General features: G+C 73.6%; 13 protein-coding genes and 1 pseudogene. 4 read left to right on the top strand and 10 right to left on the bottom strand.

Going from position 1 to position 15,396, the window contains the following annotated elements:
• Positions 1–167 precede the first annotated feature (167 nt).
• Complete coding sequence (locus J5Y04_RS33150; RefSeq protein WP_209416101.1) at positions 168–719, top strand: hypothetical protein; 552 nt, start codon at positions 168–170, stop codon at positions 717–719.
• Positions 720–821: 102 nt separating this feature from the next.
• Here the strand turns inward: J5Y04_RS33150 and J5Y04_RS33145 are convergent.
• A pseudogene (locus tag J5Y04_RS33145) lies at positions 822–1,268 on the bottom strand (VOC family protein); the annotation flags it as partial.
• A 268-nt stretch (positions 1,269–1,536) separates the two neighbouring features.
• On the opposite strand from J5Y04_RS33145, the gene J5Y04_RS33140 reads away from it, so the two are divergent.
• Positions 1,537–2,082, top strand: a complete 546-nt coding sequence (locus J5Y04_RS33140) for an Lrp/AsnC family transcriptional regulator (protein ID WP_245205919.1) — start codon at positions 1,537–1,539, stop codon at positions 2,080–2,082.
• Positions 2,083–2,160: 78 nt separating this feature from the next.
• Here the strand turns inward: J5Y04_RS33140 and J5Y04_RS33135 are convergent, their stop codons facing one another.
• From J5Y04_RS33135 to J5Y04_RS33115, 5 genes are all read right to left on the bottom strand, one after another.
• On the bottom strand, positions 2,161–2,967 hold the full coding sequence (locus J5Y04_RS33135; protein WP_307853421.1) for a S16 family serine protease: 807 nt from the start codon (positions 2,965–2,967) through the stop codon (positions 2,161–2,163).
• A gap of 37 nt (positions 2,968–3,004) precedes the next feature.
• On the bottom strand, positions 3,005–3,655 hold the full coding sequence (locus J5Y04_RS33130; RefSeq protein WP_209416099.1) for an IclR family transcriptional regulator: 651 nt from the start codon (positions 3,653–3,655) through the stop codon (positions 3,005–3,007).
• A 352-nt stretch (positions 3,656–4,007) separates the two neighbouring features.
• Positions 4,008–4,469, bottom strand: a complete 462-nt coding sequence (locus J5Y04_RS33125; protein ID WP_209416098.1) for a DUF2752 domain-containing protein — start codon at positions 4,467–4,469, stop codon at positions 4,008–4,010.
• A gap of 8 nt (positions 4,470–4,477) precedes the next feature.
• A complete protein-coding gene (locus tag J5Y04_RS42365; protein WP_374106160.1) occupies positions 4,478–4,720 on the bottom strand; it encodes a TM2 domain-containing protein in 243 nt (80 codons plus the stop codon).
• A gap of 271 nt (positions 4,721–4,991) precedes the next feature.
• Positions 4,992–6,827, bottom strand: coding sequence for a DEAD/DEAH box helicase (locus tag J5Y04_RS33115; protein ID WP_245205939.1), 1,836 nt, complete (start codon positions 6,825–6,827; stop codon positions 4,992–4,994).
• 330 nt (positions 6,828–7,157) lie between these two features.
• Between J5Y04_RS33115 and J5Y04_RS33110 the strand changes: the two genes are divergently transcribed.
• Positions 7,158–7,595, top strand: a complete 438-nt coding sequence (locus tag J5Y04_RS33110) for an SsgA family sporulation/cell division regulator (RefSeq protein WP_209416096.1) — start codon at positions 7,158–7,160, stop codon at positions 7,593–7,595.
• 109 nt (positions 7,596–7,704) lie between these two features.
• On the opposite strand, the gene J5Y04_RS33105 is transcribed toward J5Y04_RS33110, so the two are convergent.
• From J5Y04_RS33105 to J5Y04_RS33095, 3 genes are read right to left on the bottom strand one after another with little or no spacing between them, the layout of a single operon-like run.
• Positions 7,705–10,242: a bifunctional lysylphosphatidylglycerol flippase/synthetase MprF gene (locus J5Y04_RS33105; protein WP_209416095.1), complete on the bottom strand. Its 2,538-nt coding sequence runs from the start codon at positions 10,240–10,242 to the stop codon at positions 7,705–7,707.
• Entirely contained in the window at positions 10,239–11,564 is a 1,326-nt protein-coding gene (locus tag J5Y04_RS33100) for an esterase family protein (RefSeq protein WP_209416094.1), read from the bottom strand. The genes J5Y04_RS33105 and J5Y04_RS33100 overlap by 4 nt, the downstream gene beginning before the upstream one ends.
• Positions 11,561–12,130, bottom strand: coding sequence for a class F sortase (locus J5Y04_RS33095; RefSeq protein ID WP_209416143.1), 570 nt, complete (start codon positions 12,128–12,130; stop codon positions 11,561–11,563). The genes J5Y04_RS33100 and J5Y04_RS33095 overlap by 4 nt, the downstream gene beginning before the upstream one ends.
• A gap of 495 nt (positions 12,131–12,625) precedes the next feature.
• On the opposite strand from J5Y04_RS33095, the gene J5Y04_RS33090 reads away from it, so the two are divergent.
• Positions 12,626–13,903, top strand: coding sequence for a hypothetical protein (locus J5Y04_RS33090; protein WP_209416093.1), 1,278 nt, complete (start codon positions 12,626–12,628; stop codon positions 13,901–13,903).
• Positions 13,904–13,912: 9 nt separating this feature from the next.
• Here the strand turns inward: J5Y04_RS33090 and J5Y04_RS33085 are convergent, their stop codons facing one another.
• On the bottom strand, positions 13,913–15,349 hold the full coding sequence (locus J5Y04_RS33085) for an MFS transporter (protein ID WP_209416092.1): 1,437 nt from the start codon (positions 15,347–15,349) through the stop codon (positions 13,913–13,915).
• Positions 15,350–15,396 lie beyond the last annotated feature (47 nt).

The following is a 15,396-nucleotide window of genomic DNA, read 5'->3' as shown; positions in this document are numbered from 1 at the left end:
GTGGGTCGGAACCGGTGGAGGGACGCACGGCGCGGCGGACTCCTGACGGGCCGCCGGGGCCGGGCCCGGGCCGTTCCGGTGCGACCCTCGGGCTTTCTGCAACTTCCCTGTTGAACAGCAGGGGTGCCCACCTGCCGCGCCCCGGAATACGGCAGGATGTGCGGACGATGCGGAACGGACTCGTACAGCTCGGCGCCTGGGCGGCGGCCACCGGGGCGGCGGTGGCGCTGTCCTGGTTCGGCGTGCACGCGGTGCTGACCGGCGCCGCGTTCGAGCAGCCGACGGCTCTGCCGCTGCCGTCCCCGGCGTCCACCGGAGCGGCGGCGCCGACGCCCACCGCGACGGCCCGGCCGCAGTCCGACCCCCGGCCGGAGCAGCCCGCGCCGACGTCCGCCCAGGCCTCGACGGCCGCCCCGCACGGCGTCGCGCCGTCCAGTGCCCAGCCGTCCAGCGCCCAGCCGTCCTCGCGCCGCCCGGCGCCGGTCGCCACCACCACGTCCTCGGTGCGCAGTTACCCGGTGTCGGGCGGCCGGGTGGCGCTCGACCTGCGCACCGACAGCGCCTCGCTGGTCTCCGCCACACCGGACCCGGGCTGGCAGATGCAGGTCTGGAACGGCCCGCAGTGGCTGCGGGTGGACTTCACCAAGGGCGACCAGGCCAACTCGGTGTTCGTCGCCTGGAACGGCCACCCGCCGACCGTGGACACCGTCGTCCGCTGACCGGCCCCCGCCTCACCGCCGCCCCTGGCCGACTGTGACAGCCGGGCGGCTGCGACTCCCGCCCGGCTGTCACCCCGGGGCCGGCTACCAGCCCGCGAACGGGACGTACCCGGGCAGGTAGGGACCGCGGTAGCGGGACCGGTCGACCAGGGTGTGCCGGGTACCGCCGGGCACCCCGATCGCGGCGAGCACCACCGTCCCGTGCCGGTCCTGCACCTCGTAGGGCTCGGCGAGCGAGCCGGCACCGCGGTCCACGGCGTAGTCGTACGCGTAGTAGACGTCCGGCACGGCCACCGCGAGGTCGACGACCCCGTCGCCGTGCCGGGCCAGGTGCCCGGCCAGTTCCCGGCCGCGCGGCCCGATCACCTGGACCAGTGAGGTGATCACGAACCTGGTCCCGGGCGCGTCCAGGACGTAGGAGACGGTCTCGGGCTCGCCGGTCTCCGGGCCGGCGTAGGCGGTGCAGCGCAGTCCGAGCGCGGTGGCGTAGCGGCGGGCCGCCCGCCCGGCGTCGCCGACCGCGAAGACCACCGCGTCGGCGCGTCCCATCGGGACGAGGTCGGGTTCCTCCCGGCCCGCGGTGAGCAGCACGGGTTCGGCGGCGGTGTCGGTCATGTCGGCCCTCCCGGAAGGCGTACGGGACCACGGTCTGCCCCGCGGGCCGGTGTGGGGCCCGGCTCACGGGGTTGTGGCTGGAGGGTGGCGCCGCGCCGACCGCCGCGCAACTGTTCCGTTTCCTCCTGGTCAAGGTGTGCGCCGGGGCGGGAGAATCGGCGGTACCGCTGTACAGATTGCCCACCGGAGGACGGAGCCCGCGATGCCCCCCGCCCACGCCCCGAGCGACCCCGACTCCCCTGCCGGGCAGGGCACTTCCACGCCGGCGGGCGGCGGCAACGACGCGATCGACGCGCTGGACGGCCGGCTGATCCGGCTGCTGACCGAGGAGCCGCGGATCGGGGTGCTGGAGTGTTCGCGCCGCCTCCAGGTGGCCCGGGGCACCGTGCAGGCCCGGCTGGACCGGCTCCAGTCCAAGGGGGTGATCGGCGGCTTCGGGCCGGAGGTGGATCCGGCGGCGCTGGGCTACCCGGTGACGGCCTTCGCCACGCTGGAGATCTCCCAGGGGCAGGGTTCCGACGTCCGGGCGCACCTGGCGGCGGTGCCGGAGGTGCTGGAGCTGCACACGATCACCGGACGCGGGGACATGATGGTGCGCATCGTGGCCCGCTCCAACGCCGATCTCCAGCGGGTGATCGACCGGGTGGTCGGCTTCGACGGGATCGTCCGGTCCTCGACGGCGATCGCCCTGGAGAACCCGGTGCCGTACCGGATCCTGCCGCTGGTGGACCAGGCCGCCGCCGAGTAACCCGGGCCGGCCGGGAGCCGGGGGCACGACCCCTCGGGGCCGTCGGACAGGCTCGCCCCGCCGGCCGGGCCGGCGTCCTCAGCAGCCGGGGACGGCGCCGCCGCTGTGCAGCGCCTCCAGCGCGGAGACGGCCTCGCCCAGCGTGCCCACGGGCACGAGCCGCAGCCCCTCGGGCGTGTTGACCTTGGCGTCCGCGCACTCGTCCTTGGGCAGCAGGAACACCGTCGCACCGTCCCGGGCGGCCGCCTGGGTCTTCAGCGGCACGCCGCCGACGGCACCGACCACGCCCTGGTCGTCGATGGTCCCGGTGCCCGCGATCTTCAGCCCGCCGGTGAGGTCACCGCCCTTGCCGTCCCCGGCGAGCTTGTCGACGATGCCCAGCGCCAGCATCTGGCCCGCGCTCGGGCCGCCGATGTCACCGAGGTCGACCTTCACCTTGACCTGGTCCGGCGAGAGGTGGAGGTAGGAGAGCGCGGCCGCGGTGGCGCTGTCCTGCGACTCGGCCATCTGCCGGGCGTTCTCCTCCTCGGCCTTTGCCGGGTTGCCCGCCGGGTAGACCGTCTCGGTCGGCCGGATCGCCTCGTCCTGGTCGAACCAGGCCCGCAGCGAACGCCAGAAAGTGGTCTTCTCGCCCGCGTTGGTCGCCGAGATGGTGACCATCCGCAGCTGGCCCTCGGTGGTCCGCACCGGCGCGCCGGTGACGGTGAGCACCGGCTTGTCCTGGTAGCTGCCGAGGGTGTCCGCGGTCACGCCCGGCCAGGTCAGCGTGTACGGCAGCGGGACGAAGGCGGCCACGCCGAACAGCGCGGCGACCAGCGCCCCGCACAGCGCCAGCGCGCGGGTCCGGGGGGAGGTCAGGGCCGGGGGCAGCTTGGAGTCGGACACAGAGGCATCCAAACACACCCGGGCCCCCGGTCAGGCACTACCGGAGGGCGTCGGCGACCTCCGTCGCGGCCTCCACCACCCGGGGGCCGACCCGTTCGGGGACCAGGCCGTTCAGCATCACCACGCCGACGCTGCCCTCGATCCCGCTCAGCCCGACCAGCGCGGCGGCCGCGCCGCTCGCCCCGGACTGCTCCTCCGCGCGGGTGATGACGAACCCCTGTTCGGGACGGCGCTGGCTGGGGAAGCCGCGTGCCTCCAGGATCGCCCGCCCCGCGGCGCTCTCCCCCAGCGGGTGGCGCAGCCCGGTCCGGTACGCGACGTGGAAGTCGGTCCAGCTGGGCTCGACGACGGCGACCGCCAGCGCCTCGTTCCCGTCCACCAGGGTGAGGTGGGCGGTGGCTCCGAGGTCCTCGGCCAGGCTGCGCAGGGCGGGCAGCGCCGCTTCGCGCAGCAGCGGGTGCACCCGGTGGGCCAGCCGCAGCACGCCGAGGCCGACCCGGGCACGGCCGCCGATGTCCCGGCGGACCAGCCCGTGCTGTTCCAGGGTGGCGAGCAGCCGGTAGACGACGGTCCGGTTGACGGCGAGCCGGGCCGCCAGCTCGGTGACGGTCAGCCCGCGCTCGGAGTCGGCGAGGAGCTTGAGGACCCGGACGCCACGGTCCAGGGTCTGGGAGGTCTCTGCAGTCACGACGCGCAATTCCTTTCCGCGGCGGGTCGCCGGAACGGAGGCGCGCCGGTCCGGGACTCAGGTGTCGCGCGCAGGGTGGGTGGCCGCGCTCGGGCCGCGGTGTGTCGTCCTTGACGTCCTGGCGGTCCTGCGGTGCCCGTCTCGTGGGGGTTTCCCGGCGGGAGAGCGTGGGGGAAAGGTAGTGAAGGAATTCTCGCAGCGGAAGTGGTTGTCCAAAATTCGGGCATGATCAATTTCGCCACGCATGACAAATACGGGCAAAAGCCCATATCTCGCTGGTGGCGACCGGGTGCAAGTTCGAGCACAGTCCGAAGTCCGGACACTCCGGGCCACGGGGGCGCCACGCTCCGGGTCAGAGCAGGTTGCGCAGCACCGTCCAGGCCACCGCGACGCCGAGCAGCACGGCCGTGCCGCGGCGTTCGAGCGGGGGCCGCCAGCTCCGGCCGGCCAGGCCGTGCCGCAGCCAGGTGAGGTAGAGCAGCGCGACCAGCGGCAGCGAGAGCAGCAGCGCCGCGTTGTCGTGCCAGGCCGCCGCGAGGTCGCCGTGCAGCAGGTCGTAGGTCATCCGGGTGCCGCCGCAGCCCGGGCAGTCCAGCCCGGTGATCCTCCGCCAGGGGCAGAACGGCAGCGCCTGCCCGGGCAGGTGCGGGTTGCGGGTCCACAGGTACGCGGCACCGGCGAGGCCGCCGGCGGCCACCGCCAGCGGCGGCCCGGCGAAGCGCAGCCGGGCGAGCAGGGGCAGCCGGGCGGCCCAGGACGCGGGCACGGCGAAGCCGCCCCGGCCGGAGCCGGGGCGGCTTGCCGCGGATGGCATGCGCAAGATCAGCTGCGCAGCAGACGGCCCTGGGCGTCCGTGCGGTCGTTGCTGGTGAGGAAGAGGATGCCGTCGATCAGGGACCAGATGCCGAAGCCACCGCAGGTCAGCAGCTGGGCGATGCCGATGCCGATGTGGCCGGTGTAGAACCGGCCGACACCCAGGCTGCCGAGCAGGATCGTCAGGACGCCCGCGACGACCTTCGACTTGTCGGACAGCTCGGGCTGCTGGGCGTAGGGGGGGTACGACACGTTCGGTGTGCTCCTTGTGACGGCAGGCCCGGGCCCGACGGTTGTCGCGGCCTCGGGTCGGTGAGGTTGGCCGGCCTGACGCATCGGGGGCCGTGACGGCCGCCCCTGACGGGCCGGCGCACAACTCCGACGGCCCGAAGGCGGCGCAGCACGCGGAACACTAGCCGATCATCACACCGGCTGTCTCTACAATTCCTTCGCGTATACCGGAATGTCACACACCCTTGGGGAAAGCCCGGATTACCGGTTAAAACGAACCACTGACGGACCGTTACTTCGCCCATTCCCGGATTCGGTCGATTCGCGCCTTCAGCTGATTGGCGGTCGCCTGCGCGGTGAGCGGCCCCCCGCACTGGCGGCGCAGCTCGTTGTGAATGGTGCCGTGCGGCTGACTGGTCCGGTGGTGCCAGGCCGCCACCAGCGCGTTCAACTCCTTGCGGAGCTCGCGCAGTTCCTGGTGGGTGACGACCGGCCGCTGCTCGGCCGGCAGCTCCAGCAGGTCGGCCTCCTCGGCCGGCTTGGCCTTGCTGCGCTGGATCTGCCGGTGCTGACGCTTCTGCAGCAGCATCTGCACCTGGTCCGGCTCCAGCAGGCCCGGGATGCCGAGGTAGTCCTCCTCCTCCTCGCTGCCCGGGTGCGCCTGCATGCCGAACTCCATGGCGTTGTACAGCACCCGGTCGAAGACCGCGTCGGAGCCGATCGCCTCGTAGGAGAACTCGTCGCCGCCGGCGCCGTCCGGCCCGTCGTTGGCCCGCTCGGCCTCGGCGAGCAGCCGGTCCTCCTCGTCGAAGAGGCCCTCGCCCTCCTTCTTCGGCCGGTCCAGCACGTGGTCGCGCTGGAGCTCCATCTCGTTGGCGAAGCCCAGCAGCGTCGGGATGGTCGGCAGGAAGACGGAGGCCGTCTCCCCGCGCTTGCGGGCGCGCACGAAACGGCCGACGGCCTGCGCGAAGAACAGCGGGGTGGAGATCGAGGTGGCGTACACGCCGACGGCCAGGCGGGGCACGTCGACGCCCTCGGACACCATGCGGACGGCGACCATCCAGCGCGAGTCGCCCGCCGAGAAGTCGGAGATCCGCTTGGACGCCTCCGCCTCGTCGGAGAGCACCACGGTGGCCTTCTCGCCGCTGATCTCGCGCAGCATCTTGGCGTACGCGCGCGCCACGTTCTGGTCGGTGGCGATCACCAGGCCGCCGGCGTCCGGGATCGCCTTGCGGACCTCGGTCAGGCGCCGGTCGGCCGCCTGGAGCACGCTGGGGATCCACTCGCCCTGCGGGGCCAGCGCGGTGCGCCAGGCCTGGGCGATCAGGTCCTTGGTCATCGGCTCGCCGAGCCGCGCCTCCAGCTCGTCGCCGGACTTGGTCCGCCAGCGCATGTTGCCGCTGTAGGAGAGGAAGATCACCGGGCGCACGACGTGGTCGGCGAGGGCGTGCCCGTAGCCGTAGGTGTAGTCGGCGACGGACTTGCGGATGCCGTCGCCGCCCGCCTCGTACTGGACGAACGGGATCGGGTTGGTGTCCGAGCGGAACGGCGTACCGGTCAGCGCCAGCCGGCGGGAGGCTGGCTCGAAGGCCTCGAAGCAGGCCTCGCCCCAGGACTTTGAGTCACCGGCGTGGTGGATCTCGTCCATGATGACCAGCGTCTTGCGGGCCTCGGTGCGGTTGCGGTGCAGCATCGGGTTCACGCCGACGCCCGCGTAGGTGACCACGATGCCGTGGTAGTCCCGGGAGAGCGGCCCGGAGGAGTACGCCGGGTCCAGCCTGATGCCTATCCGCGCGGCGGCCTCGGCCCACTGCTTCTTGAGGTGCTCGGTCGGCGCGACCACGGTGACCTGCTGCACCAGGTGGTTGTGGAGCAGGTAGGAGGCCAGGGTCAGCGCGAAGGTGGTCTTGCCTGCACCCGGGGTCGCGACCGCGAGGAAGTCGCGCGGCTGGTTCTCGATGTACTTGTCCAGCGCGCCCTGCTGCCAGGCCCGCAGCTTCCCGGCGGTGCCCCAGGGGGCCCGGCCGGGGAAGGCCGGCGACAGGTGGTGCGAGGAGGAGGCCGACGCATGGCCGGCGGCGACCCGGGCGGGCGCGTGCGGCTCCTGCACGTCGGAGAAGAGCGGCATCGAGGAGGCGGCGGCAGTACTCACGGTCTCCGAGGGGGGATCATCGCAGGTCAGAGGCGGTTTGGCAGCCTTGATCCGCGGTCGGGGGGCAATCGGACAACCAGCCCAGCCTACCCGGCCCGGCATCGTTCGGGCGGCCAGGCCGGGCCCTCGCGCGGCCCGCGCGGCCGGAAAACGATGTGACGCAGGTCACAGGGATTGCCCGGGAAAAGCGGGTAAGCAGAGCCACCTGTACCGACTCTCACCAGGGTGAGACCGCCCCACCCTCCACAGCCGTCACTGCGGCCTCACGCCACCGAGAAGGCCCCACACCCCGAGAAGGGACGCGCCGTGCGCACCGCCGTCGAAGAGACCGTCCAGGCCCGCCTGATCCTCTCCACCCACCGCTCCGCCCGGCTGCGGGTCACCCTGTCCTACCGCCCGGACGACCCGCTCGCCGTCCGGATGGCCTTCCCGGCCGAGTTCTCCCTGGACGAGCCCTCCGACGAGCCCGGCCCGGACGGCGGCCCGGACATCGTCTGGGTCTTCGCCCGCCGCCTGCTCACGGCCGGGCTGGAGCTGCCCGCCGGGATCGGTGACGTCCACGTCCGGCCCGCGACCGGCCGGCGCACCATGGTCGAGCTGCGCGCGCCCGAGGGCACCGCACTGGTCCAGTTCGACAGCGCCGACCTGCGGCGCTTCCTGTGGCGCAGCCGGCTGGCCGTCCCCGAGGGCGAGGAGCACCTGCACCTGGACGCCGACCGGGCGCTGGCCGAGTTGCTGGGCTGAGTGCCCGGCGCCGGACCGTGCCCGCGCCCGGGAGCCCCCGGCCCGGCCGTCCGCGTCCGCCCGGGCCGGGGCCGGGCAGAGCGGGGCCGGAGGACGGCAGGGCCGGGACTCAGGACGAGAGCCGGCGCATCAGCCGGACGCCCTGCGCCGCCGTCAGGTGCGGCAGGTACGCCTTGCCGATCGCCCGGGTGATGCTGGGCAGCGCCGCCGGGTCCGGGTACGCCATGAACATCGGCCGGTACTCCGGCTGGAACTTCGCCTTGAACGCGAGCAGCGAGCGGAACCCGTACACCGGCTCCAGCACCCGGCCCATCCAGTCCAGCATCCGCTGCATCCCGGTGGGAGCCGCGTCCTGCCCGGAGCGGGCCAGCGGCGCGCCCGAGAGCGAGAGGAAGCGCGCGCCCTCCTCCTTGAAGCCAAGCGCGGCCGAGGCGATCAGGAACTCCGTCACCCCGCGGAAGCCGTCCGAGCGCCGGCGCATGAAGTCCAGCGTCCAGCCGACCGGCGCCCCGTTCTCGTACACCGGCATCCAGCTGGTCAGCCCGTGCACGGTCCGGTCCCCGTCGACGGCGATCAGCAGCCGGACGGCCGGGTCGTCCAGCTCCTCCAGGCCGCCGAGGGTGAAGCCCATCTCGGGCAGGCCCTTCTCCGAGACCCACTCCTCCGAGATCGAGCGGATCTGGTCCCGCAGTGCCAGCGGCGCGTCGCGGTAGGCCCACCACTCGGCGGTGATGCCCTGCTTGCCGGCCTTGTTGAGCGCGGTGCGGATGTCCTGCCACTTGCGGCCGGTGAAGGCCAGCCCGGGCAGCGCGACCACGGTGTCCTCGGCGACCTGCAGCGAACGCCAGCCGAGCTGCCCGGCCTCGGCCATGGTCTCCGGGGTGACGCTGTAGAAGCACGGCGTCCAGCCGCGCGCGTCGCAGTAGCGGGCGAAGCCGGCCACCGCCCGGCGGCGGGCCTCCGGTTCGCCGAACGGGTCCCCCGTGGTCAGCGCGACCGTCGAGAGCACCCGGTAGGCGACGGCGGCCCGGCCCTCCTCGTCGAACCAGTAGTGGTTGCCGTCCCAGGTGGTGATGAAGGAGAGCGTGCCACCGCCGTGCGCGGTGAGCAGCGCCCGGGCGCGGGCCGCGTCCGCGGCGTCCGCGTGCACCGCCGGCCGCCGGAAGGCCACCAGCAGCGCGGTCAGCGCGACCACCCAGAAGACCAGCCCGCAGTACGTCTCCAGCAGCCGGGCGAGCGGGCCGACGGCGATCGGGTAGTCGGGCAGCAGGTCGTTGTAGGCCGGCGGGAGGAACTGCGCCGGCAGCCCGGAGACCAGTCCGCGGAAGGTCGCCCCCGGCTCGAACTGACCGGACGCCAGCAGACCGAGGCCCGCGTACGCGGCGGAGGCGGCCAGGACCGCCCCGCCGAGCAGGGCGGCGAGCCGGCCGTGCAGCGCGCCCGGCAGCCGCAGGCCGAACCGCTGCCGGGTGGTCAGCAGCAGACCGGTGGTGAGCAGCGGCAGCAGCAGCGCCTCGACGAAGTACTGCACCACGTCCCCGGAGCCGGTACCGGTCTCGGTGAACAGCCAGACCAGCAGCGCGGCCCAGAGCAGCTCGGTGGCGACGGTGATCCGCCAGGCGAGCCGCAGTCCGCGCCGCAGCCCCTCGGCGAGGACCAGCAGCAGCGCCGGGAACAGCGCGGCCATCAGCCGGGCCGGCGTGTCGAAGATCCGCTCGACGGCGTGCGCCCGGGCGCACTCGTGGGCGGAGAGCGCGCAGAAGTCGGCGACCTCGTCCGGGGTGAGCCGCTGGGAGAAGTACAGCTCCGAGAAGGTGTTGAACGGCCCGGCGGCGTTGTCGTACAGCGAGGCGATCAGCGGCCCGAGGGCCGCGGCCACCAGGCAGAGCGCGACCAGCACCCGGGTCTCGTTGTGCGAGGCCCGGTGCGGGCCCAGCTGCCAGCGGCCCCGGGCCAGCAGCGCGCCGGCGCCGAGGCCGACCAGCGCGCCGGCGAAGCGCTGGACGCTCTGCAGGTGGCCGACGTACAGCGTCATCACCAGCGGGACGAGCACCACCAGCAGGTGCAGCCGGCGCCGCCAGAGCACGGTGAGCCGGTAGCCGAGCACCCCGGCCAGGGCGAACAGGCCCACGACGGGGCCGATCGCGGTCTGGTCCGCGACCGAGTGGGTCCAGTGCTCGCCGGCCCGGGAGCCGGCCGCGACCAGTGCGGTCCCCAGCAGGGTGCCCGCCAGCTGGCCGCCGACCAGCACCAGGAGGGTCCGGCGCCGGCCCAGCCGGTTCTCGGCGGCCGGGCCGACGAGGAGCAGCAGCAGGCTGGTGGAGACGTACGAGGCCAGGCCGGAGCACCAGAGCAGCGAGGTGAACGGTGTCCACCAGCGTCCCTCCGCGAGGGTGGGCAGGCCGACGCCGGCCTGCGCCAGCAGCCCCCGGGAGGGGCCGTGGGCCAGGCTGCCGGTGGCGCCGCCGACCGCCCAGAGGACGGCGAGCAGCGTGAGGGTCAGCGGTGCGGCGCGCAGCCGGGCGGCCGGCCCGGCCAGCACCCGCCGGCCCGGCAACGGGCCCGGTTCCGGGGCCGCCGCCGGTGGCGGGTCGGCGGCGGCGGTCCGCTGGGCGGGCACCAGGGGGGCCGCACCGAGCCGTATCACGGGGTCAGTCCGGTCTGCTGGGCCAGCCAGGGCAGCTGGTCGGCGATGCCGGGCCGGAAGATCACCCAGCCGTGTCCGCCCGGCATCAGGTCGAACTTGGCCTTCATGCCGGCCGCCAGGACCGCCTGGTAGATCTTCTCCTGCTGCCGCCGGAAGTAGTCGTCGGTGCGGCCGACGACGATCGCGGCGGCGGTGTCCGGGAACTTCTTGCGGGTCAGCAGGTGCATGGGGTTGACGGCCTCGAACGCGGCGTTGTCCCCGCCGAAGGCGACGTTGACGGTCTCCGTCCGGGTGCCCAGGGTGGGCTCGTCCTGGCCGGACATGTCGAGGAAGGAGCCGTAGACCTCGGGGGCGTTGACGGCGAGTTGGAGGGCGCAGGTGCCGCCCATGGAGGCGCCGCCGATCGACCAGGAGCCCCGGCCCTTGGCAGCCTGGAGGTGCTCGCCCACCCAGTCCGGGATGTCCACCGCCAGGTAGGTCTGGACCTTGGCGATCTTCGAGTCGAAGCAGAGGGTGTTGGCCCAGGTGGAACCCAGTTGGTCGGGCATCACCATGATCGGCGCCAGGCCCTCGTGCGCGGCGGCGAAGGCGTCCAGGGCCTCGTTCACCTGAGCGGTGTTCACCCAGTCCTCGGGCACGCCCGGCTGGCCGCCCAGCAGGACCACCACGGGCAGCAGCGGCCTGGGGTCGGCGTAGTAGGCGGGCGGCAGGTAGACGTAGGCGTCGCGGGCCTTGAAGCCGGACTTGGCCCCGGGGATCGGCGTCTTGGAGACGGTGCCCTTGGCCGGCATGCCGGGCGGGGCGTGCCAGACCTCGGAGAGCGCCTTCCCGGGCGGCGCCGCCACGGTCTCGTCCCTCCTGCTGGTGGTCAGCTCCTGCGTCTTGTTCAGCCAGGGCGCGAGCATGACGCGGCCGCTGGGGTACTGGTCGAAGCCGCGGTTGACCTGCGAGGAGGACATCAGCAGCACCAGGAGCGCGCCGCCGACCGCCAGCAGCCTGCCCCGCGGGCGCAGCCTCGGCACCCGGAACCCGGCCAGGCAGCCGGCCAGCAGCGCGACGGCGATCCACCAGCGGACGTACCGCGGCAGCCCCTCCGGGAAGGGGTGCCACCAGCCGTCGACGGCGATGTCCACCAGCACGCTGAGCGCGGCGGCCGCGAGCAGCGCGGCGGGCAGCCGGCGGCCCCACCAGGCGCGGTCGCGGGCCAGCCCCAGCAGGAGCAGGGACCCCCAGCCGGCCGCGAGCACGGCGTGCGGGATCGGGCCGTGCGTCAGCGGCCAGTCGATCGGGTTCCAGCGGACGGCAAGCGAGACGGGCGTCATATCTTCTTCCCCGGCCGGGTGGTGTCGGCCAGGAAGCCGTAGGCGACCACGTTGCCCTGGTAGCCGTGTTCCTCGCTGTACCCGCCGCCGCAGGTGATCACCCGGAGCTGGGCGTCTGCGGCCTGGCGGTACACCCGGTCGTCCGGGAAGTCCTTTCGGTCGTGCACTTCGATGGCGTAGAGCTGGTAGACGGCGGTGGCGCCGTCCTCGCGGGCGATCTCGATCCGGTCGCCGCGGTGCAGGGCCCCCAGATGGTAGAAGACGGCGGGTCCGGTCCGGTTGTCGACGTGGCCCGCGATGATCGCGGTGCCGCGCTGCCCGGGGGTGGCGCCGCCGCGGTACCAACCGGCCAGGTTCCGGTCGGTCTCCGGGGGTGCCTGGAGGTGGCCGTCGGCGTCCAGGCCGAGGCCGGTGACCGGGGCGTCGAGCTTCACGGCGGGGATCCGGATCCGGGTGGGGGCGGAGGGGCCGAGCGGCGGGACGACGGAGACCGGGGCGAAGCCCGAGAGGGCCTGGCCGGCGGCCGGGGCCGGGGGCAGTTCGAGGTGGCCGCCCTGGTTGAGCATCCAAGCGCCGAGGACGAGCGCGGCACCGACCGCCAGGGTGCCCGGCCACGGGCTCCTGCTCTGCTGGGCACCCACCCGGTGCTCTCCTCTGCTGACGACTTGCTGCTCCCTGGGAGATCCCTGGGAACTATCCAACCGGACGGGACCCTAAGGCACATCAACACGATGGTCGTACCGGCACCCCCCGATCGGCAGGGCCGAGGGCCCCGGGTGTACTCCGAGTAGACCCCCGACCACCCGGAGAGAGCAGCGGTCCCCGGGATGACTGCCCCCGGCTCCGCCCGCATGGGCATCGACAACCTGGGCGGCCCATCCGGTTGCACCAATCGGGCGATCACTTCAGACCGACCGTGGTGCATCACTGACCGGTCGAGACCACATGCCATGCTGACCCAGCTCAAGGTCTATCACCGCACTTGTCCGACCGGACGTGTGGCGGTTCCTCCCGCCGGGGCCGTCGCACGCCGTCCGCACGCCCCCACGAACGGAGTGACCATGGACGCTCTTTCCCGCCGCACCCTACTGGCCGCCGGTGCCGCGACCGCCGCCACCCTCGCGGCCGGCTGCGGCGGAAACAGCGGGCAGGCCGGTGGGCAGGGGGCCGCGCCGGCACCGGTGCCGGCCAGTCCCGCGGCGGACCAGGCCGGTCCCCCGTCCGAGGTCCCCAGGCCCCCGGCCACCCTCATCGGCGACGGCTCCACCTCGGACACCGGCCCGCAGCCGGGCCAGCCCACCGCCGAACCGCTGAAGCTCGGCGAGCGCCCGCCGCAGTTCGTGGTCTTCTCCTGGGACGGCGCCGGCGAGCTCGACAACGGCCTCTTCGGCCGGTTCCGCAAGCTCGCGCGGGAGCACAACGCCTCGATGACCTTCTTCCTGAGCGGCCTCTACCTGCTGCCCGAGTCCAAGAAGGACCTCTACCGCCCGCCGCAGCACAAGGCCGGCGCCTCCGACATCGGTTACCTGAGCGACCAGCACATCCACGACACGCTGACGAACCTGCACGCGGCGTGGATGGAGGGGCACGAGATCGGCACCCACTTCAACGGGCACTTCTGCGGCGCCACCGGCGTCGGCAGGTGGTCGCCGGAGGAGTGGGACAGCGAGATCGAGCAGGCGATGGACTTCGTCATGAACTGGAAGACCAACACCGGATTCACCGACCTGCCCGCGCTGCCCTTCGACTACCGCAAGGAGCTGATCGGCAGCCGCACCCCCTGCCTGGAGGGCCAGCGCAACCTGCTGCCGACCGCCGCCAGGCGCGGCTGGCGGTACGACAGCAGCGGCAACGGCACCCAGGTGTGGCCGCAGAAGATCCAGGGCGGCGCGCTCTGGGACCTCCCGTTGCAGTCCATCCCCTTCCCCGGGCACACCTTCCAGGTGCTGTCGATGGACTACAACATCATGTTCAACCAGTCCGGCAGCAACACCAAGGCCGACCCCTCGCTCCACGCGGCGTACCAGACCCAGGCCCGGGACTCCTACCTGATGGGCTTCGAGCGGGCGTACACCACCAACCGGGCGCCGTACGTCATCGGCAACCACTTCGAGCAGTGGAACGGCGGCATCTACATGAACGCCGTCGAGGACGCGCTGAAGGCCATCGCCGGCCGGCCCGGCGTCCGGCTGGTCTCCTTCCGCCAGCTGGTGAACTGGCTGGACGCGCAGGACCCGGCGGTGCTGCGCAAGCTCCAGAGCCTCGCCCCCGGCCAGGCCCCGGCCGGCGGCTGGGAGACCTTCCTGGGCTCCCCCGTCCCCGCAGCCGCCGCCGGCTGACCCACGGCCCTACGCCTTCCGCACCCGGCCCGCGACGAGGGCGCCCAGCAGCGCCACCCCGGTCATGGTCAGGAAGATCACCGCGAACGCACCGGACGAGCCGGTGCCCCCGGTGCCCTCGTGGGCGGCGGCGACCGAGCCGCCGCCCAGCGCCGAGAACAGCACTCCCGCGAGGCCGACCAGCAGCACGTTGCCGAGCGCGTCGCTCACCTGCAGCGAGGCCGAGTTGGCCCCGGCGTCCTCCGGCGCGGACAGGCTCATCATCAGCACGCTCACACTCGCCACCGCCAGCCCCATGCCGATCCCGCCGACCCCCCAGGCCACCGCCGCCACCCAGGCCGGCATCGCCGGGACCAGCACCAGGGCCGCCCCCGCGATCGCCACCGCGGTCAGCACGAAACCGCCCCGGATCATCGCCTCCCGGAACCGCTCGGCCCCCGGCCGGCCCTGCAGCCAGGAGCCCAGCGCCCAGGAGAGGCCGCCGCTGGTCAGCGTCAGGCCGGCCAGCGTCGGCGACAGGCCCCGTTCGGTGACCATCATCAGCGGGATGAACGCCTCCGCCGAGAAGAACGCCCCCGCCGCCACCCCGCGCAGCAGGATCACCGTCGGCAGCCCGCGCCCCGCCCGCAGCGTCCCCGAGGGCAGCAGCCCCAGCACGGCGGGCAGCAGCAGCGCCGCCCCGGCGGCGGCCGGGACCAGCCCGACCAGGTCCAGCCGCTGCCCGGCGTACTGCAGCAGGCCCGCGCCGAGCGCGGCCATCGCGGCCAGCCGGGTGCGGCGGCGGTCGAAGTCGGCGCCCTTCAGCACCGGCTGCTCCCGCTCCGAGCGGCGCAGCGCCGGGCCCATCACCGCCAGGGGCAGCAGTATCAGCACCGGAACGGAGAGGAACACCCAGCGCCAGCCCAGGTGCTGGGTGACGGCGCCGGACACCACCGGGCCGACGATCGAGGGCAGCACCCAGGCCGAGGAGAAGGCCGCGAAGACGGCCGGCCGCAGCCGCTCCGGGTAGGCCCGGCCGACCACCACGTACAGGGCGACGATTACCAGCCCGCCCCCCAGGCCCTGGATCGCACGGCCCGCGACGAACACCCACATCCCGGGCGCCGCCCCGGCCACCACCAGGCCCGCGCCGAACACCGCGATACCGCTGAACAGCGGTTGCAGCGGGCCCCGCTTGTCGCACCACTGGCCGGAGACGACCAGGGCGAACAGGGTGGTGGTGAAGTAGCCGGAGAACGCGAACGCGTACAGCCCCAGCCCGTCCAGCTGACGGGCCGCCACCGGCATCGCGGTGTTGACGGCCGTCGCCTCGAAGGCGAGCAGCAGGACCACCGAGACGATGCCCAGGGTCAGAGCCCGGTAACGGGCGCCGAGCACCCCGCCGGAGTCGCTCGTGTCAGGGGGCGTCGGGCCGGCGTCGACCGAGGTGGGGGAGGCAGTGGTCATGCGTGCCATCGTAAGGCCCGTCCCACCGGATGGCCCCTGACCAGGGG

It is taken from the genome of Kitasatospora sp. RG8, from assembly GCF_017813315.1.
In the GTDB taxonomy this organism is placed as follows: domain Bacteria; phylum Actinomycetota; class Actinomycetes; order Streptomycetales; family Streptomycetaceae; genus Kitasatospora.
Note: the sequence above shows the minus strand (reverse complement) of the source record. Positions and strands in the feature narration are given on the sequence as shown.

Bases quoted from the DNA above. Each gene is read 5' to 3' on its own strand.
- J5Y04_RS33150 (WP_209416101.1), top strand. From the start codon at position 168: ATGCGGAACGGACTCGTACAGCTCGGCGCCTGGGCGGCGGCCACCGGG.
- J5Y04_RS33140 (WP_245205919.1), top strand. From the start codon at position 1,537: ATGCCCCCCGCCCACGCCCCGAGCGACCCCGACTCCCCTGCCGGGCAG.
- J5Y04_RS33125 (WP_209416098.1), bottom strand. From the start codon at position 4,469: ATGCCATCCGCGGCAAGCCGCCCCGGCTCCGGCCGGGGCGGCTTCGCC.
- J5Y04_RS33115 (WP_245205939.1), bottom strand. From the start codon at position 6,827: ATGCCGCTCTTCTCCGACGTGCAGGAGCCGCACGCGCCCGCCCGGGTC.
- J5Y04_RS33100 (WP_209416094.1), bottom strand. From the start codon at position 11,564: ATGACGCCCGTCTCGCTTGCCGTCCGCTGGAACCCGATCGACTGGCCG.
- J5Y04_RS33095 (WP_209416143.1), bottom strand. From the start codon at position 12,130: ATGCTCAACCAGGGCGGCCACCTCGAACTGCCCCCGGCCCCGGCCGCC.
- J5Y04_RS33090 (WP_209416093.1), top strand. From the start codon at position 12,626: ATGGACGCTCTTTCCCGCCGCACCCTACTGGCCGCCGGTGCCGCGACC.
- J5Y04_RS33085 (WP_209416092.1), bottom strand. From the start codon at position 15,349: ATGACCACTGCCTCCCCCACCTCGGTCGACGCCGGCCCGACGCCCCCT.